Here is an 18,525-nt window from a genome sequence, read left to right on the forward strand (position 1 = left end):
TTTATCTGAAGGCCTATGGAAGCATGTCAGAAGCGAGACACAAAATTGGCGATTATCTGAGGTTCTACAACACAAAAAGGCCTCACCAGAGCTTTAAGAATAATACGCCTGATAAAACATATTTTGAAGGTCTGGAAATTCCAATCGCCGCTTGAAGCTTTTATTAAAAATATGAGACACAGAGGTCAAAATTATATAAGGATTTGTTGATAGGATTTTCACTTATATTTTCAGAAAATCTGTCCAATCAAAACCGACCACTTATTTTCTTATAAATTTCATTATCTCTATCATTGCCCGTCGCTATTGTATGCAAGGATTTATGAACATGTTTTTTTATTGCATAAGGCTTCCATGCCCAACCAAGTCTATTTGCAATCGATGATCCTAATTGATATAGACCAGATTTGGGGTTAATAGCTTCTTCTGATGAAGAAATTGCTGTTATAACGGCGATACTATTTCCATTCCAACTGATTTTTGAAAGCGCAAACGGCATAACCTCACAGGCTGCCATAATTGACTTGCTATTTTGTTCTTTAAAACCGTCTATTCTTTTCGACCACCCATCTTTTATGTCACTAAAGCGCCATGCCAAAGATAGAATTGTAGTCCCATTTGCGTTGGCGATATCCTTAAAAAGCATTAGACCGTTTTTTAATTCAAATGCGTTCACCATAATTTATGCCTCATTAGTTTTATTGCTATTCAATTAAAAATTTGAAATGGTGCGTTGAAATCTTAAAATAAATTACATATTGTGAAGCAGCAAGCGCTTTGGCACCATAGGACATAGCTGAAAACAAGTGGGAAGTGCCGGGATTTGCTGGGTTTTAGCGGGATTCAATATAAAATCGAGCTTTGGCACCACTTTTTGATTTTGGGCAAAAATATGCACGCGCTTTGGCACTACTTTGAATTTTAAAAGTAGTGCCATTTTTATTTAATCCATCATAAAAATCTTCATCAGATTAGATTGGAAATGCTCGGTCGCCCCAGATTACCTGGCCTATTATGCGGATGCTTTTCAGGTCAGCTTCGTATGGAGGATAATCCTTACGGTTTTTACTTATTACTCGCACGCGGCCTTCTGGCAGCAGATCCAGCTCTTTGACTGATAGTGCATCATCAAAGCCAAGGGCGAAGTAGCAGCCGCTTTTAGGGTGTGTTCTACCCATGTCAATCAATACAGTGCCGCCGTCCTTTATTTCAGGCTCCATTGATGTTCCCGCGACTCTCATTAATATCAGATTTTTAGGACTGGTCGCTATATAATTGATGAAGCGCCTTCTAAATGCGTAATAGTCCTTGATCCCTTCCGAATATACAACTTCACCATTACCGCCCGACAGCCTGCATTCAACCATTGGAACGAAGCAGTAATTATCAATGTCGATGACTGTATTATCAGCACATGAGACCACGTTGGACTGGGGTTCATGCGGTGTGCCGACTCTTTCTTTTGGGCCAGTGCCATAATAAAGCCAGTCGGCAGATATATTAAACTTAGATGAGATATCAAAAATCCAGCCCGGAGGGACTTGGCCACGCTTTCTGGCGGATATAACCGACTGATATTTTATCCCCAAGGTTTTAGCTAACTCGACATCGCTTTTAACTTTTGAAGCCTCTCTTAATCGATCCAAAAGGCCCTCAAATCCCTTTACGCTTGATTCATTCAAGCTTAAAGCGGTTCCTTCGGCATTATTTTCAAGCTTAAAGCTATCCATATCTAATATTTCCACGCATTTAAAGGCTGTTCCTATCAAAAATAGGTTTTTTCTAAGCTTAAGCAAGGTTAAAGTAGCTTTTTCCTTGAAAAGTGTTAGGATTTACCTTATAAAGATAACAAGTAATCGGAAATTACAAATTACAACATTTTTTTCATGGTTACAACGTCAGAGAATTGACGCTTTTCGGACAACAAATAAGGAATTTTCGGACAGTGCAGATGGAACTGAAATTCAGGGGGCAGAACCTGAACATCTCATATGATCTGAAGCTGGCTATGAACGCGGCGGCCAAGGCTTCCAAATACTCCAGAGAGCAGATCCTGGAACGTATGGAGGAGAGCTGCCGCAGGCACGGTATAAAGACTCAGATTAGTATGTCGTTGCTCGAAAAGTGGCTTAATCCTCAGGCTGACGAGCATGTAATGCCCCTGAAACTTTTCCCGGTGTTTTGCAGAGGCGTGGATTGTGACTGCACGGAGTTGTTGTCCATTTTGATGAGGCCTCTCGGATACCGGGCAATTAATCAGCAGCAGGATAAACTCTTATCATGGGCTGAAGCATACCAGGAGGCAAAGGTGGCTAAAAACAGGCTTAAGAAAATAGAGGATTCATTATGATCAAGCGGGAAAGCCTACAGATTAAAGCATGGATGGTACTGAAAGGAATCAGTCAGGCTGATATAGGCAGGGAGCTTGGGATTCCAAGGCAGAATGTCTGCGCCTTTATCAAAGGCAACAGAGAGAGCCGAAAAGTCCTTAATTATCTGATCGGAAAAGGCTGCCCGAAAGAATACTTGGCCATTCCGGACGAAACCCATGTCCTTGATGAGGTTGCGGCATGAAGTCCAGCTATGACGCAAAGGAAATAGCCATTCTCTTGGGCCGCACACGTCAGGGTATTCTGGCAAGAGCTGCAAAAGAGAACTGGCCTTGCGAAATTCAGGGTGTTCGTGGCGGTAATATGAAGGTTTTTCCTTATAAATGCCTTCCAGCTGATATCAAAGACGCGATGGTAAAGGCTGAATCAGACCGCCTTCTTGAATCCCTGGCACCTGCGCCGGTGGTCGAGGAATCAGAGGTTTCTGCCGGAGCGGAAATTATCGTGCTTCATGCACCAAAGGTGAAGTTGCCCTCACCCAGAATGCCGTCTGCCCTTGATCCTTATAATAAGGAAGCCTCAGAGATTCACAGCCTCAAAGGCTGGCAAAAAGACACAGCGACAGCGCGCCTCACCTTTGTGAAATTTCTCCAGAACCATCCAAAGTCACAGCGCCAGGGAATTATTGATCTGCTTGTCATGCAGACACAAGGAACGCTTCCGGCTTATCTCTCAGAAATTATCGCCTCAGCCAACAACAGATCCGGCAGCAATGGCGAAAGAGGCCTCTCCGAACGCACCCTCAAACGCTGGGCCTCGGATTACGCAAAATACGGATACATGGGCATTGTCCCTGAATCCCCAAACAAGGAAGTGGCCATTCCTGCCTGGGCAGCAGAATTTCTTACGCTTTACAGAAAACCATCAAAGCCAGCGATCAATTTCGTTCTGGAACTTATGGCTTATACAGGCTGCGACAACATTCCTTCTTATGATCAGGCTCGAAGGTTTGTGAAAAATTTCAGCAGACTCGACATTGAACGTGGCCGCAAATCACCAAAAGAACTCAGATCCCAGAAAGGCTTTGTACGCAGAAGCAACGACGGCTTCATGCCCATGGATATCGTGCAGATGGACGGCCACAGCTTCAAGGCAAAGGTTCAGCATCCTTTTCACGGCAGACCTTTTATTCCAGAAATATGCCTCGCGGTGGACAACGTCACCAAAATGGTCATCGGGTGGAGCGTGGGTCTTGCGGAGTCTGCCCAGACAGTGGGCGATTGCGTAAGGCACATGGTCACGCTTAACGACAAGAAGCCCTACGGCGGAATTCCCGCGATTCTTTACACAGACAACGGAGCCGGAAACGAAGGCAAGGAAATGACCAGTGATATGACAGGCCTTTTCGAGCGCCTCGGTGTTCTTCACAAAACAGGCAGGCCGGGAAATCCCCAGGGACGCGGCGGAATCGAATCATTTAACAAGAATGTGATCAACTGGGCAAGGCTGCTTGAAACCTTTCGTGGCAAAGGCATGAGCAAGGATGTTGAACGCTCGGTTTACCTGGCCATGGACAAGGATGTCCGGGAAAAAGGCAAGAGCGACATCACCATAGCATGGGCTGATTTTCTTGATTTTATGACTCAGTTTCAGACCTGGTACAATTATTACCATCATCATTCGACGCTTCCGAAGATCACGGATTCCGAGTCTGGCAGAAAACGCCACATGACTCCGGCTGAAAGATGGCAGCAGTTTCTTGACCAGGGCTGGCGTCCTGAGATGATTTCAGAAGAGGAATATATCTCCCTGAAACGTCCACGGATCGAGCGGAAAACCAACAGGGCAGAAATCAATGTCGGCACCAATATCTACTTCGACAAACGCCTTGAGCATTACCACGGAATGCAGGTGATTGTTGAATATGACGTCCACGATCCTTCAAAAGTCTGGGTCTATGACCATGATGAAAGGCTGATCGCGATTCCTGAATGGAACCGAAACAAAAAGGCCTTCTTCCCTGTTTCAATGCACGAGCAGGCACTTGAAAAGCGTGGAATCGGCAGAATGAAAACAGCCTTGAAAAAGGTTGATGAAATCCAGGCCGAAACAGGCGTGAGAGCAAATGATGCGCTTCCTGCCCCAGAATCCTCACCTGAAATTGAAGACATGAGGGCGCAGCTTCAGACAGATATGGCATCAGATCAAGCCCTGCCAAAACTTGAAACATCTATTCGGTCTGAAGAAATTCCGGATGACATGTTTGAAAAATGGGAATTCTGGAAGCATCTGGATTCAGCGATCAGCGCAGGAGAAAAGTTTTCAGAAAGGCTCACAAGATTCCATGAATATTACCCGTCAACAGCGGATTACAGAGCTTGCCGGATGATGGATGAAGATGCCGAAAAGATCATGGCCAGCGGATTATAAAAAGCAAGGCCCGGAGTGCTGGAACACAACCGGGCCTTAAAAAAACAACCAACCAACCAATTTGGAGGTCAATGTGACACAGGAAATGAGTCAAGTCAAGACCACTGCTCCGCTCAGGAACGTGGCCCTGTGCATGAAGGCGCTTGAAAGGGCCATGAACAGCCCGGATCATCTGCCGAGAATGGTTTCTTTTTCAGGGCCAAGCGGCATGGGCAAAAGCATGGCCGCATCTTACGCGGCCAACAAATACAGAGCCTATTATGTCGAATGCAAATCAAGCTGGACAAAAAGAGCGCTTCTTGAAGCAATCATGCTCCAGATGGGCATTCCGGCAGCAGGGCCAATTTACAAACTTACAGAGCAGATATCAGAACAACTGGCTCTTTCAGGCAGGCCGCTCATCATAGACGAAATGGATCATATCGTTAACAGGTCTGCGGTGGAAATAGTCAGGGATATTTATGAAGGCAGCAAGGATCCCATTCTTCTGATTGGCGAGGAAATGATGCCCCAGAAACTGAAAAAATGGGAGCGCTTCCACGGAAGAATTCTTGAATGGGCATACACCCAGCCAGCAGACATGCAGGACGCAAAACTTCTGGCTTCATTCTACTGCCGCAAGGTCAAAGTTAAGGATGATCTGCTCGAAGCCGTGACTAAAGCAGCAAAAGGATCTGTCAGACGAATCTGCGTGAATCTTTCAAGAATAGAAGAAGAAGCCATGGGAACCGGACTTTCAGAAATCGGCCTCAAGGAATGGGGAGACCGCCAGCTTTACACAGGTGAGGCTCCTGCAAGGAGGATCATATGATTCCTTCAGAAAGAATCTCTGCGGATACACGCCAGAATGTGTGGAACGCCATCAGAGATCAGCAGACATTTACAAGTGTCAGCATCCTGAACGCTACAAGCCTTGAGGATCTGAGCAGTGTGCGCTGGTATCTCAGCGGATTTGAAACCGCTGGTTATATAAAAAAGACAGTCACAGACAAATCGCCTCACGTTTACGAGCTTGTAAAAGACATAGGCCGCGAAGCTCCGAGGGTAAGAAGGGACGGCAGCTCAATCACACAGGGATCAAAAAGAGATCAGATGTGGCGCACCATGCGAATCCTGAAAATATTTGATGCCGAAGAGCTGGCCATGACCGCGTCGCTTGAGGAAAGCCCAGTAGACTCCGAAGATGCCAGATCATATGTTTTTCATCTTCACAAGGCCGGATATCTTCATCTTGTCCAGGCCGCAAAACATACAGGCGGAATGTCCAGATACAGGCTGAAGCAGAGCATGTACACAGGCCCGAAAGCTCCAATGGTCAAAAAAGTAAGGCAGGTGTACGACCCGAATCTTAAAAAGGTCATGTATCAGGAGGGCCGATCATGAATGAAGTCGATGCAATTGGCCTGCTGACACAGAAAGCCACCGATCTTGGTCAGGCAGAGGTTGCTAGAAGGCTGGGATATTCGAAGGCAACGGTGAGCCTGGTGATTAACGACAAGTATAACGGAAATTTAAACTCTGTTTTATCAAAGGTTAAAGAGGTCTTCGGAGGCCTTAAGGTAAACTGCCCGGTGCTTGGGGAAATAAATCTGGCTGAATGCGCGGAGAACAAAAGACAACCATTTTCAGCTTCAAATCCTTTGCGAGTAAGACTTTTCAAGGCCTGCAAGAGCTGCAAGGAGGCAAAATGAGTTTTTTAAAAAAAGCGAGAAAAGAAAGAAAAAAGCGGATCAACGCTATTCATGAAGATCTGAACACTGTGGTCATGGATCTTTACGCGATTGTAAGAGCGGACGATGAGGTCACAAAGCAAAATATCATGGCGCGGGCGCTTTTGAGCATGAGGGACGCCAAGCGTGGAATGGTGGATCTGGGGCTGGAGTATCAGGGATAAATGTAGGTCGGGTTAGAGCGTCCTTTGCTCGTAACCCGACAATAAAGCGAAACCGCCTTCGGGCGGTCATTTCAGGGTGGCTCCTGAAATCTGACGAGCAGCCAAAATATAAACAGGAGGGGCGCAATGAGCATAGAAAACTACAAGGCAGACCATAAAGGCAGGCTTGTGCCAATAAGCCTTATTGATGAAGTGGATCTGGAGAGAGATTCGCTTGTAACCGAGCTGGTTGAGAAGGCAAAAGGGCTCAAGGCCAGCATGATCGAGTTCAAAAAGCAGTCCGGAGGAGATGTTATAGCCTTCTGCGAGCTTTCTTCCGAAAAATACGGAGTTAAAAGAGGCGGCAATAAAGGCAATGTCACCCTGGTGAGCTTTGACGGCAAGTTCAAGGTTCAGATCCAGGTGGCGGAGCTGATCGTATTCAACGAAAGGCTCCATGCCGCAAAGGAACTCATAGACGAATGCCTCAAGGACTGGACAGAAGGCAGCCGCGACGAGATCAAGGCCCTTATCACTGATGCCTTCCAGGTAGACAAGGAAGGAAACATCTCAACAGGCAGAATCCTTGGCTTAAGACGTCTAAAGATAAATGATGAAAGATGGATACGGGCAATGGACGCCATAAGTGAAAGCGTCCGAGTGGCTGATACCAAGTCTTATCTCAGATTTTACGAGAAGACAGGCCAGGACGACAAATGGAGTCCGATCTGCCTTGATATGGCGGCGGTGTAACCAAAGCGAAACCGCCTTTTGGCGGTCGCCCGAATCGTGGTTGATCGGGCCTGACGAGCAGTCGGAGGATGAAATGGCAAATAAAATAAAGAGTCTCAATAGTATTTGGTCTCTCGCTTCAAGGCGGGGAATCAGCCAGGCGCGGGTTTATGAAGTCGCTTCAGGCCTTGGGGTAAATAAACTCACAGAGCTGGATGAAACCGGATTCCGGGAGCTTGAACACAGGCTTGTGAATCTTTCTGTAATCAAGCACGAAACCGTCTGGCCGGATCAGCGGGAGAAAATCAAATCTCTCCTCAATATGCTTGGCTGGAGCAATGAATATCTGCTTTCGTTTGCCATGAATGTGGTGAAAATCGAATCGCCAGACTCCATGACTCCAGAAAAGGCGGATCTGCTTATAAGGCGGATGGGCAAGGTGCTTGCCGAAGAGCAGGCAAAAAAGCAGCAGCGCTTGTTTTAATCAAAAAATTTCGGGGAATTCCATGAAAACCAACAACGACGCAATCCGCAGGGCCAAACTCGCAAAGATCCACATAGCGAAGAAGGCTCTCGGAATGGATGACGACACATACCGTGAAATGCTGGCGGAATTTGGCCTGAAATCTTCCAAAGATGCCAACATCGCCAAGCTGAACGAAATCATCACTCATCTTGAGAGCAAGGGCTTTGAGTTTAAAAAACCAAAGAATCAGCCAAGGTCGGTCAAGAGCCAGAATGACCGCCAGAAACCGGAAACAGCTTTGATGGGCAAGATCGGCGCGCTTCTGGCTGATGGCAAGCTGAACTGGAATTACGCCCACGGAATAGCAAAGAAAATGTTCGGGGTGGAGAGACTTGAATGGTGCGACTGCCAGCAGCTTAGAAAGATTGTGGCTGCCCTTGAGTATAACACCAAGCGCAAGGCTAAGAAGGCATAACCTCCCTTATAAAGGGGGCAAGGGGGATTTTATAAAGGCAAATCTATGAAACTCGAAGACCTTGAAAGCATAATGGATGAAGCTGATTTTGTGGCTTTCCTCGGCCATTTCGGAGGCCGGAGGCTCTACGTCCCAAAAAATATGGGCGCGGATCATCCAATTTCCCTGGTCATTGGCCTTGGTGCCGCCAAAATGCTTGCTGATTACCTCCAGGGCGAATCTGTGGATCTGCCCACGCTTGACAGATACAACCGCAGATTCAAAAGAAAAAAAATCCGTGAACTAAGAAAACAAGGCAAAAGCTTTGACATGATTGCCTGGGAATGCGAATGCTCACGCAGATTTGTCGTCCAGATTTGCAGAGACGGCAAGGATGAAATCGAGGCTGAATGGCAGGCCAGAAAGCCTGTTCAGTTGGAATTATTTTAGATTTTATTATGGTTTATTAGTTACTCATCTGCCCAATAGATTCGGTCAGGTAATTATGTACCATATCCTCAGCAAGCGGAATTAATGGAAAAGCGGGGGATGTTTTTGTTTAGTAAGGAAATGGTGTCGCCGGAAATGTTGGGTTAATTGCAAAGGACGAAAAAAAACCCAACCTACATGGCTGATACAACATGTTTGTACCAATTGCCGAACCGGTTCGCCCAGCCTCAATTTTCGTATTAAGATCACGAATCAGAGCTCCGGCGTTCGATCCCCGGTTCTTCAGAAACGTCTCGCCGATGGTTCTTAATAAAGGCCTGAACATTTTTCCTTGAAGGAATTCCCGTTAGCATTCTTTAATTTACTCAACGGCTTAACCAAGTTGATGATGACAGCTTCAATTTCATCGTCCCCCATCCGAGACTTTGTTAAAAATAAATCAACCCATCCCTATTTATGGTAAAAAGAGGCCGTTTTAGTAGTAACGACATCATCAATCACAACCAGCCTCTCATCAGCGGCAAGGATGCTGATTCTCTCATCAATCATGCCTGCAATCTTCGATGTCGCACGTCCAAAGCCCAAGAGGCCTAATGCACCAGAAATGGCATCTTCGCGGCTCATCGAAAAACCAAGGGTTATCGCTTCCACCAACGCTTGATCTAACTCCTCAGGTGCAACCCACTCAAATTTACGCTCGGCCGACTCCCAGTGAGCACGACTGCGAATAGGAAAAGGTCGATTGTCAGCGGAATACACAAAGCCACCACACTCGTGGAACAGTTTATGCTGCACGCCAAGACGAATAGCCTCTTCTACCGCGGTGATGATCCTTGATCCAGCCCGAGTCACACCGAAGGCCTCCATCAACCTCCGAGTAACTTCGCTGGTATGCACCGGAGCTTCAACCTCGACCACGGTTCTAACCATCTGCATCAAGTGCTCTGGCTTTTTTTGATGCAATTCAGTTATCGATGCCACCGGAGTCAGGCGAGCTTTCACATATGGTTTGCTCAAACTATGCATTGGCTCTGCAGCTGGCGCGCCCCTTACAATCTCATGCTTCGGTTCTGGTGCTATTTTAGGGAGGGCATGACGCCCCTCGGCAATCTTGGCTAAAGCCGCTTCAATAGCAGCTACAGCACGGGCTATTTCCTGCTGCGGATTGCGGAACCAATCGGTACTCCAGATACGATGGAAGTTCCAACCCAACCCCTCAAGCACGCCCTGACGCAAGCGGTCGCGATCCCGAGCTGAACGCGAGCTATGGTAAGCGGCGCCATCGCACTCGATTGCCAGCACATAGCGCCCTGGATAGGCAGGATCTTTGATTGCGATGTCGATAAAATACCCGGCAGTTCCCACCTGCGGTTCAACCTCATAGTTGCGCTCACGTAGCGCTTCTATGACCTCCAACTCAAACGGTGAGTCAGCTGCCTTGCCGGTCTCCCTAGCGACTTCAAGCTCGCCCGTTTCAGCAAATTTGAGGAAGTTCTTCAGAGCCCGTACGCCGAGGGGAGAACTGGCATCAATCTCCAGTTCGTCAGCCCTGAAGTTACAAAACACCCTCATTGCCAATTTGGCACGTGTAATCAGTACATTGAGGCGACGATGCCCGCCCTCACGGTTAACCGGGCCAAACTCTTTGGCAATCCGTCCGGACTCATTACGCCCATAGCCGATACTGATAAAGATCTTGTCCCGCTCATCACCCTGGATGTTCTCCAGATTCTTGACGAAGAACGGCTCACTACCCAGGGCGGTGAAAAACGATTCAGCCTCAGGCATCTGCCGGCGTAACAATTCGATCTCGACTTGGATTAGGTCCCGCTGCGCCACACTGAAGGCGGCAACACCCAGTGATAGCTCAGGCGTTCGAATAGCATGCTGCATGACAGCCAGTGCAACTGCCTTGGCCTCCCCTTTGTTGGTACGAGTACGACCTCGGTCATACAGTGCATCCGGTAAATAGTCGAAGCTCACTCCACTGGCATGGGGATGCTGGCCGGCGGAGGGGAAGACCACCAGTTTGCTGTCATAGAACTCGACGTTGGAGACTGCAATCAATGACTCATGCCGGCTCCTGTAGTGCCATCGGAGATAGCGCTCTTGACTTCCGGCCGCCTTGAACATGCTCAGGATGCTTTCAATGTCAGCGGTCGCTGCATCTTCGTCATCCAGCTCGACATCGCGGCTGAAGAAATCGGTAGGAGGCATCTGCCGAGTATCCCCAACCACAACCACCTGCTTACCGCGCATGATGGCGCCAAATGCATCGACAGCCTTCACCTGAGAGGCTTCGTCGAATACCACCACGTCGAACTCAACTTTTCCTGGAGGAAGGAAATTCGCAATAGACATGGGGCTCATCATGAAGACAGGCTTGATCTGCTGGATCGCCCGACCAGCCCTGTCAATCAGCTGTCTGATCGGGATGTGTCGGCGCTTCTTGTTCAGCTCCGCCCGCAATACAGCCATTTCACCTGGCTGATTGATATTGGGCTTCCCTTCCCAAACCTGCTTGGCTAAATGCGTTTGCGCATGATTGAGCGAGGCCAAATCCAACGCCTTGAATCGTGCAATCTGATGTTCGTGTTTAATCCGATCAAACTGCTGCAGCGCAGGTTTATCTGCATAGACCCTCTGAACCAAGCCTGAAAACCAGGAGAAGTCCAAAATTGCAGTTAGCTGCTTGGGCTTATCACAGCTGATGGCAATTTTAAGCAAGTCGTTCAATTCGACCTTACGAAGCTGTTCGGCCAGCACATTGAATCGTGCCATTTGATAAAGCGCAGTAAGACTTTCCTTCCACTGCTGCAAACGCTCGCCAAGAGCAGCCAAACCAAGCTTTCTGACATCGGCCTTGGCGTTTTCCGCCTGCATACCGGTGACCTCAAGCGCGCTGCGGAGCGCCTTGTCTAATCCGACAACATGTTGCTCTATTCCGGTGACTGCATCACCCAAGCCACTGGCATCGGTATGTCCGGCCAAGAAGGCAATGATGCCTTGTGGAATCTGTCCATTACCCAAATCGTCATGCAGCTTGATCACCCAAGCGCTCAAACGCTCAAGCACCGCCCAATCGGTTTTCTGGCGCTGCCATTGGGCACCAAAAAGTGCGCTACCCAGTGCCTCGTGCTGGTCATAAACCTTCTTGTTCTGCTGATAGGTCAGTACCGAATCAACCAGCTCCAGCATGCCCGCATTGATCTTGGGCAATGTCTCACGGGCTAGCCCCTGCAGACGGCTCCGTGCCGCACGGAAACGCCCCGAAAACACCCTCCACCACTTTTCGCCATAAGCCAAAAGGCTCTGTCGAACCTCGAGAAGATCCTGCTCCCAGGCAGCATCGATCAACTGGCTGTCATGCTTAGCGCGGCAAGCAGTCATATGCTCGCCAGCCTCCAGCAGCTCACGAATGACATCACGCCTGGATTGCCACTCGCCCGTAGAAAGCTGTACCCCTTCGAGTCGCGGAGCTTCGGCCGCACGCCGTGCAGCGCGGCACACCACATCCACATCCGCCAAGGTGGCTGGCTGAGTCAGCATTAACCGTTCAGAGAGTGCCGCGGTAGCCGAATGCAATGCATTGAGATGCGAACCTGCCAACTGCAGGACATCGTTAGCGCTGCTCTGTTCGATAGGCGAAAAGAACGTCCGATCACTGCCCCAAAAGACACTCCGATCAGGCCGCCCCATCTCCTCAAGGTGCAGCACCAATTCCTCAACCAACTCACGCCGTTTTTGCTGCTCGGCATAGCTCCAGGCCGCCATAGGCGCGAAAGGAATGACCGGCAATCCGGCATAGACACGCTTCAGCTTCAGGTAACGACCAAGCACATCGACAAAAGGCAAGCCGCTCGCGCCTGCGGAAGCACTCACAGCCTCGCAGTACTGATTCAGGCCATCTTGCAGCTCTTTCAAACTGGCAAGGTCGTCCTCGCCCACTTTGGTCAGTGGTCGCCCCTGATCCAGAGTCCGTCCTAGCTCCTTGAGCACAGACTGCTTGGTGGACTTGTGGCTATGCAGCTCAAGAACGGCATCGCCCAGATGACTTTCATCCAGACGACGCTTAACCACCTCAAGCGCCGCCATTTTCTCGGCAACAAACAACACCGTTTTCTTCTGGCCGATCAGCTCGGCGATGATGTTGGTGATCGTCTGTGACTTGCCCGTACCCGGTGGTCCCTGAATAACCAGGTTGGAGCCCTCACGCACCTCCAGAATGGCTTCTGTCTGGCTGCTGTCGGCATCCTTCACAAAACGTACATCGCCCGGTTTGATCACCGAGTCGATATTCACATCCTCCGCATACGCCGCGCCCATATCCCCGAAGCCCGAACCAAGCAGGCGCTTCATCACGCCATTGGCATCGGGTTGTTTCTCTTCCGGCCAGCTTTTCGGATCAAGATCCTTGAACATCAAAAACTTGCCGAACGAGAAGAAGCCCAGCGCAATCTCGTTGATAGCGACCTTCCAGCGCCCCTGCTTGCTGACTACATCAGCAACATCGCCATAGAAGCGCCCCAGGCTGTTCTCATCGGTCGCGAAGCTATCCTCGTCAAACGCGCAGGAAGCCATATCCAAACCAAAATCCGTCTTGAGCTTGGCAACCAGCGAAAGGTTCGCCATCAGCTCGTCACCCGAGTACTTCAGCTTGAAGGCATCTTTGGCGCCACTGCGTTCCAGGCTGACCGGCAGCAATAGCAAGGGAGCTTTACGCAAGCTCTCAGAGCTGTCCGCTTCGTACCAATGTAAGAAGCCAAGGGCCAGGAACAGCGTGTTCACGCCCTGCTCCTCAATAAAGCCTTTAGCCTCAGTGTGGATCTTCAGCAGCTGCAGGAACAGACGCTCATCATCGATGGCCGTCTGCAGGCGGGTATCCAGATGGCGACGGGCTCTGCCTGACTCGTCCTCATCAGCCTCGTCAGCGACACTGGACCAGTCCAGGCTATCCAGCTCATGCAGCAACTCTGCGTCACTGGCGGTGTCATCCTCTGCCTCTTCCGGCTTGGCAGCTCTTGCCAGCTCGGCCAGTTTCTTGCGCGCCATCGGCGCAAAAGTCATGGCCTTTTCTTGGCGGTAGAGGATGTTGAACACCTCCTCGGACAGCTCATCGACCACCATCAGGGTCTTGGCTGTCTTGCGGAAGTTGAGCATGTTGTTGCGAAGTCCGATGTCCAGCAGCTCTTTGCGGCTGCTCTGTAGCTTCTGACTTATTCCTGTATTCATCTGCATTTATTTTATTCTACCGCGTCTATAATGTGGCCACATCATTCAACCCTCCGCAGGAGTCGCAGTGTCGCTCCGAGTACATCTCTGCCATCAGTTCCGAACGCCACCGTTAATATGCCAGCACAGTTTAAATCAATGATGACCGAAAACTATCGGGTAGGTAAGAGGCTTCACCGTCTCTTTCCCCCCCTCAGAACCGTACGTGACAGTTTCCCGTCTACGGCTCAAGCGTTTCTAAGGCTAAACCTTGCGGGGCCGCCCGGCTGTTTTCTCTTACCAGTTATAAAATTTACAGTTATTTCATTACATATCTCATAGGCAGCGGTGACGGGAATCACCTTCGGTTTTACCCGTCTTGCCCGAAAATATTGCCAGAACATATTGTAGATGTTCCGGGTCAAAAGGTTTTGCATCGCTTCTGATTTTGATGTGGCTTTGGATATTTATGCTGTGAGCGTTGATAAGTTCGTATGTTCTCCGGTTGCCTTGCTGTCTTTGACAACCGCCCTTAACCGTCCCGGTTTGGAGCCTTTTGACCAATATTTATTTTTCAGCCATTTTATGCTCTTGTTCCGATGACGCCGTTTCATCCATCGCCAAGCTTCATTCCATATGTGCGTGTAAACATAGCCGATAGTTCTTGCAGATACAACATGTCTGTCAAAATCTGAAGGAATTCTTGGGGCATCCATGTTAATTGCATGACAATTGCTTTTTGAATTAAGTATCATGTCCCCGAAATTCCGAAATATGCCATTAAGACAGGTGGCGAAGATTAAAAAATTGAAACAATCCACGACGATAAGGGCTGAGTGATATATCACGATAGAATTCAGGGGACACCATACTTAATTTTATCTTAACCTTATTTTAAATTATGTATAATGTCCCTGTAGAGTCATCCCATTGCGATTCATCATTTTCAGTTATTACAGTAAATAATTCTTACTTATCGTCCTTCAGAATGCGCATTTTTTTTGCCTACCAGTACAATAAGTGGAAAAATTTCCATCTATATAAAATGCAGACATTTTCCATGTATCGGCGTATCAAGTGCAAAATACGAAAAAACAGCCAAAATACTCTACGTTCTTAAACTATTTTTTTAATAGAAAAAGCATGATTCAGAAAAGATTTATAAAAGACAGTTATTAAAATAACACTTTTTTATTTATGTCTATCATTATTTTACCAATGACCAATAACTGGATGAGATGTGTTAATATATGTAAAGTCAGATTGTTATACATATTATTGCGAATGCATTATTTAATGATGTTGGAAAGTCATGTTGAATATAGAGTTATCAGATCTTGAGCTGCGGAACTCCCGACATAATTCTAAAGTTTTATTTCAAGTTTGACATGTTTTCATTGATATCCTTTTGGGCTATAGCTTTATGGTCTTACCTGTGTGACAAGGAACGTTGATAAAAGCCTGAGGGCTATGGGGAAATATTACTCAACTAATGAAAGATAGGTACGGTGTCCCCAGAACTCTTAAAGCTCTTGCTTCTCTAAAATACTCTGAACAGCACTAATATCTGTATAATGAAACAGCTTCATAATTCCTTCCTATAAAAAAGTCGTTGCGCTGTCATGGATTGGAATAAGTAAAATTATTGAATATGCATGCATATCATCCTAAACGCATAAAAGCATATATGTCAAACTTGTCCCCACCAACAAATGCAGCGCTCCGGCTGCAACCCTGCTAACCATTAATCCTGGTTTAAAATTATTTAAACATGAAGTCCGAAAGCCTGAAATATCGGCTTCCGGGCTTGTTTTATCTTTCCCGGCAAAAACTACTGCTCTACATATAGTATATTTGTATTTTTGCAGACTACAATTTAAATTAACATTTTTTTTGTAAACACACCTTGACATAAGCTTTCCAATGGATAATATATATTCGCATAGAGTGTGAATTAAACTATGCTTGGGAGGTGCATATGTCAATATTTGGTAAAATGATTGAAGAAGCAAGAAGGCAAAAGAGATTGACGCTAAGAAAGCTAGGACAGCTGGTTGGGCTTGCGCCAAGCTTTCTATCAGAGATCGAGAATGGCAAAAGACTGCCGCCTAAGGATGAGGATAAGATAAATGACTTGGCAATAGTTCTTAATGTCGATGCAGATAAATTAATAGATGCCGCAAGGGAGGACAGGGTGAAATTGAAACCAAAAATCTTTGAGAGATTAGACCGTGACTTGGCTTGGGGCTTGTGTAGAGAGTCTGAAGCCGTATCGGATGATACTCTTCAGAAGGCTTTTACAAGAGCTTTAGAGATTCTGAAGGCGGGGAAGGAATAATAAATGAAATTACCTGTAGTCGCTCCACGTTCAAAGAAAGAGATTGAAAGAGATGTAATAAGATTATTATCAGATATCCAAGCAGAGGCTTTATGTAGCGATGATTGCCCTGTAGATGCAGAGTATATATATGAATATTATATCAGAGAAAAATATGGTCTTGTTACAGATTATATAGATTTGTCTGTTATAGGCCCCAATATACTCGGATATACAGATGCCAATTCAAACTCAAGTTATGTAGATAAAGCTCTGGTCGACTCCAACAGCCAGTCGACACTAAGGCGATTAAGAGCAACTGTTGCTCATGAAATAGGTCATTGCATTTACCACGTGCCAGAACTCAAAAACTTTCGTAGTTCTCTTTCAGTTACTGGAGGTATTCTTTTCAGGGAAGAACCCTCTAATATAAAGGCCTATGAAAATCCAGAATGGCAGGCATGGCAGTTTGCGGGATCTCTTCTGATGCCAGAGAAAAAAATCATCAGTTATTATGAAAAAGGATGCAGTACAGATGTAATAGCAAATATTTTTGACGTCAATCCTTCGTTTGTGAAGGTTAGACTTAATAAATTAGGCATAAAAACAAATCCCCTTTGATGTTAGCGCATCAAAAGGGATTTTATTTTGCGGACTTTGAAAAACCGAAGCATTCGAAGGCGTCAGGAAATTCAATTTAAATATCTCATAATGATGTGGGATAGCGGCCGCAGATTATGTCACTAAGAACCTAAGCAATTCTTAGCTGCGCATAATCACCCGTGTTTGTCAATAACTTTTGGTACGCCTTCGGAAAGGTTCTGTCATGGAAAAACGCAGAATCAAGGGCTTCATCTTTCGTCCCTGGATTACCAGAAAAGATGGAACTCGTGACTGGGCAAGAGACCACGGCCGTAAAGCCTGGCGCATCCCAATCTATGAGTAAAGCCTAAATCCGATCCGGGCGGCAGCGTGCTTCCCCGGTTCATTTTCTTTAAAAATTGTAAATACGGAGTTTGTAATGCACAAAAAAGACATTCCGCCAGGCAAGAAGTTGATTTTTAGCTGGACTAGAATAGATCCTAAAACCGGCATAGTCATCCGCGCTAAGAGAAGACCGTTCCCGATGATTGTTGATATTTAGTGTATAAAAAAACATGCGGGCTGATATTCCCGCATGTTCAGTCAATTAAAAGACTTAACGGTATTCTGGCAAGTTCTTTAATGTTTTTGATTGATGCCTTGTTTATCTTGATTCCATCAGCAACCTGATTAACGCCGATGGACTGGATCAGGGCAATATAATCATCAGATTCAAACGCCAGAATACCAACAGAGTCACTAATGGAATTCTCTGATTTTACCCATGCCAAAAAGTCGGATCTGGTCATCCAGCCACTACTGGCAAAACAGGGATCTTCCCAAGTTACATGAACAACTTTCATCATAAGGAATAATTCCAGATGGCAAAAAATACCGGCAATGATTACCGTAAAGGTTCTGTTAATGATCGCTCCCAGTCATATAATCCAAAGACTGGCAACTGGACAAAAAGAGATACTGGGACTGGCCGCTTCATGGATCAAAAGATCGATGGCGAGCCTTTCAAGGGTGTAGCCAAAGAAGTAGACGACAGACGTAACTAATTCGTTTTAGTAAACTGATATTTAAAGCCCGGTCGCCTGAAATCAGGCAACCGGGCTTTTTGTTTATATAGAATACTCTATCATCAGCCCCTTCTCCTGCTTCTTCCTTACCTTTTCAGCAGCTTCAGCCTTTGTTATTAATCCATCCCCGTTAAAATCAAGCCCTTTGTTCTGGAGGTATCGTTTCGGAGCTTTGGGATCATCTTTTTTAAATAGAACATAATCCAGAGGCTTTCCAATCGCCGCTGGCCAGAGAATCGCCATGTAAACATCCTCAAGGGTTTTTAGTTTGCCCTTGTATGGCTTCAGATATGATTCCACGTAATAAAGCTGTTCTTCCGGTTTCATTCTTCCAAGAAAATCCGTTGTTGTTCCAAGAGTTCTCGCTGTCGCTGGCATGAACTGAATCAGACCCACGGCCCCGCTTCCAGCAGCGTTTTTTACTGAAGGCGAAAATGTTTCCCCAGTTTCAAAAGCCATTGCTGCCATCAGCCAGTTCGGATCTGTTTCAAGCCTTTCAGTGATCAACGACAGTTATAAATCCCCCCTGACGACAATTAGAATTCCCGCTTAATGCAAACCCGGTTATCCAATGTTGTGATATGGAGGATCATTG

The 18,525-nt window shown here is 46.9% G+C and carries 19 protein-coding genes and 2 other RNA genes; 16 read left to right on the top strand and 5 right to left on the bottom strand.

Annotated elements, in window-relative coordinates:
• Positions 1–247: 247 nt before the first annotated feature.
• Positions 248–679, bottom strand: coding sequence for a hypothetical protein (locus K245_RS0121820; protein ID WP_027360841.1), 432 nt, complete (start codon positions 677–679; stop codon positions 248–250).
• Positions 680–971: 292 nt separating this feature from the next.
• Positions 972–1,730 (bottom strand): LexA family transcriptional regulator, encoded by a 759-nt coding sequence (locus K245_RS0121830; RefSeq protein ID WP_027360843.1) that lies wholly within the window; start codon positions 1,728–1,730, stop codon positions 972–974.
• A gap of 221 nt (positions 1,731–1,951) precedes the next feature.
• On the opposite strand from K245_RS0121830, the gene K245_RS27065 reads away from it, so the two are divergent.
• The 13 genes from K245_RS27065 to K245_RS0121885 all read left to right on the top strand — a co-directional run bounded on the left by K245_RS27065 (position 1,952) and on the right by K245_RS0121885 (position 8,735).
• Positions 1,952–2,350, top strand: a complete 399-nt coding sequence (locus tag K245_RS27065; RefSeq protein WP_027360844.1) for a hypothetical protein — start codon at positions 1,952–1,954, stop codon at positions 2,348–2,350.
• The gene (locus K245_RS0121840; RefSeq protein ID WP_027360845.1) at positions 2,347–2,574 is read left to right on the top strand and encodes a helix-turn-helix domain-containing protein; all 228 of its coding nucleotides are present in this window, start codon (positions 2,347–2,349) and stop codon (positions 2,572–2,574) included. Before K245_RS27065 ends, K245_RS0121840 begins: the two co-directional genes overlap by 4 nt.
• Positions 2,571–4,760 (top strand): Mu transposase C-terminal domain-containing protein, encoded by a 2,190-nt coding sequence (locus K245_RS0121845; RefSeq protein ID WP_027360846.1) that lies wholly within the window; start codon positions 2,571–2,573, stop codon positions 4,758–4,760. The genes K245_RS0121840 and K245_RS0121845 overlap by 4 nt, the downstream gene beginning before the upstream one ends.
• A gap of 73 nt (positions 4,761–4,833) precedes the next feature.
• Entirely contained in the window at positions 4,834–5,571 is a 738-nt protein-coding gene (locus K245_RS0121850; protein WP_027360847.1) for an AAA family ATPase, read from the top strand.
• Positions 5,568–6,143, top strand: coding sequence for a hypothetical protein (locus tag K245_RS0121855; protein WP_027360848.1), 576 nt, complete (start codon positions 5,568–5,570; stop codon positions 6,141–6,143). The genes K245_RS0121850 and K245_RS0121855 overlap by 4 nt, the downstream gene beginning before the upstream one ends.
• Positions 6,140–6,451, top strand: a complete 312-nt coding sequence (locus K245_RS0121860) for a helix-turn-helix domain-containing protein (protein WP_027360849.1) — start codon at positions 6,140–6,142, stop codon at positions 6,449–6,451. The genes K245_RS0121855 and K245_RS0121860 overlap by 4 nt, the downstream gene beginning before the upstream one ends.
• On the top strand, positions 6,448–6,654 hold the full coding sequence (locus tag K245_RS0121865) for a hypothetical protein (RefSeq protein ID WP_027360850.1): 207 nt from the start codon (positions 6,448–6,450) through the stop codon (positions 6,652–6,654). Before K245_RS0121860 ends, K245_RS0121865 begins: the two co-directional genes overlap by 4 nt.
• A 44-nt stretch (positions 6,655–6,698) precedes the next feature.
• An RNA gene (locus K245_RS27555) (hammerhead ribozyme type II) lies at positions 6,699–6,761 on the top strand.
• Between the two features lie 19 nt (positions 6,762–6,780).
• Positions 6,781–7,386, top strand: coding sequence for a DUF3164 family protein (locus K245_RS0121870; protein ID WP_027360851.1), 606 nt, complete (start codon positions 6,781–6,783; stop codon positions 7,384–7,386).
• 3 nt (positions 7,387–7,389) lie between these two features.
• An RNA gene (locus K245_RS27560) (hammerhead ribozyme type II) lies at positions 7,390–7,453 on the top strand.
• A gap of 6 nt (positions 7,454–7,459) precedes the next feature.
• Positions 7,460–7,849: a hypothetical protein gene (locus K245_RS0121875; RefSeq protein ID WP_027360852.1), complete on the top strand. Its 390-nt coding sequence runs from the start codon at positions 7,460–7,462 to the stop codon at positions 7,847–7,849.
• A gap of 22 nt (positions 7,850–7,871) precedes the next feature.
• Positions 7,872–8,306 (top strand): gp16 family protein, encoded by a 435-nt coding sequence (locus K245_RS0121880; protein WP_035278044.1) that lies wholly within the window; start codon positions 7,872–7,874, stop codon positions 8,304–8,306.
• Between the two features lie 45 nt (positions 8,307–8,351).
• Entirely contained in the window at positions 8,352–8,735 is a 384-nt protein-coding gene (locus tag K245_RS0121885; RefSeq protein ID WP_027360854.1) for a hypothetical protein, read from the top strand.
• 450 nt (positions 8,736–9,185) lie between these two features.
• Here the strand turns inward: K245_RS0121885 and K245_RS0121890 are convergent, their stop codons facing one another.
• Positions 9,186–13,973, bottom strand: a complete 4,788-nt coding sequence (locus K245_RS0121890; RefSeq protein ID WP_198013965.1) for a DUF3320 domain-containing protein — start codon at positions 13,971–13,973, stop codon at positions 9,186–9,188.
• Between the two features lie 1,951 nt (positions 13,974–15,924).
• On the opposite strand from K245_RS0121890, the gene K245_RS27070 reads away from it, so the two are divergent.
• Together K245_RS27070 and K245_RS0121910 are read left to right on the top strand one after the other, a co-directional pair.
• On the top strand, positions 15,925–16,284 hold the full coding sequence (locus K245_RS27070) for a helix-turn-helix domain-containing protein (protein ID WP_051284547.1): 360 nt from the start codon (positions 15,925–15,927) through the stop codon (positions 16,282–16,284).
• Between the two features lie 3 nt (positions 16,285–16,287).
• Positions 16,288–16,884: an ImmA/IrrE family metallo-endopeptidase gene (locus K245_RS0121910; RefSeq protein WP_027360857.1), complete on the top strand. Its 597-nt coding sequence runs from the start codon at positions 16,288–16,290 to the stop codon at positions 16,882–16,884.
• Positions 16,885–17,444: 560 nt separating this feature from the next.
• Here K245_RS0121910 and K245_RS0121920 read toward each other — a convergent pair.
• Entirely contained in the window at positions 17,445–17,711 is a 267-nt protein-coding gene (locus K245_RS0121920) for a hypothetical protein (RefSeq protein ID WP_027360858.1), read from the bottom strand.
• 15 nt (positions 17,712–17,726) lie between these two features.
• On the opposite strand from K245_RS0121920, the gene K245_RS0121925 reads away from it, so the two are divergent.
• The gene (locus K245_RS0121925) at positions 17,727–17,909 is read left to right on the top strand and encodes a hypothetical protein (RefSeq protein WP_027360859.1); all 183 of its coding nucleotides are present in this window, start codon (positions 17,727–17,729) and stop codon (positions 17,907–17,909) included.
• 63 nt (positions 17,910–17,972) lie between these two features.
• On the opposite strand, the gene K245_RS25955 is transcribed toward K245_RS0121925, so the two are convergent.
• A complete protein-coding gene (locus K245_RS25955; protein WP_051284548.1) occupies positions 17,973–18,437 on the bottom strand; it encodes a transglycosylase SLT domain-containing protein in 465 nt (154 codons plus the stop codon).
• Positions 18,438–18,525: the final 88 nt, after the last annotated feature.

This window comes from Desulforegula conservatrix Mb1Pa (assembly GCF_000426225.1).
Classification (GTDB): domain Bacteria; phylum Desulfobacterota; class Desulfobacteria; order Desulfobacterales; family Desulforegulaceae; genus Desulforegula; species Desulforegula conservatrix.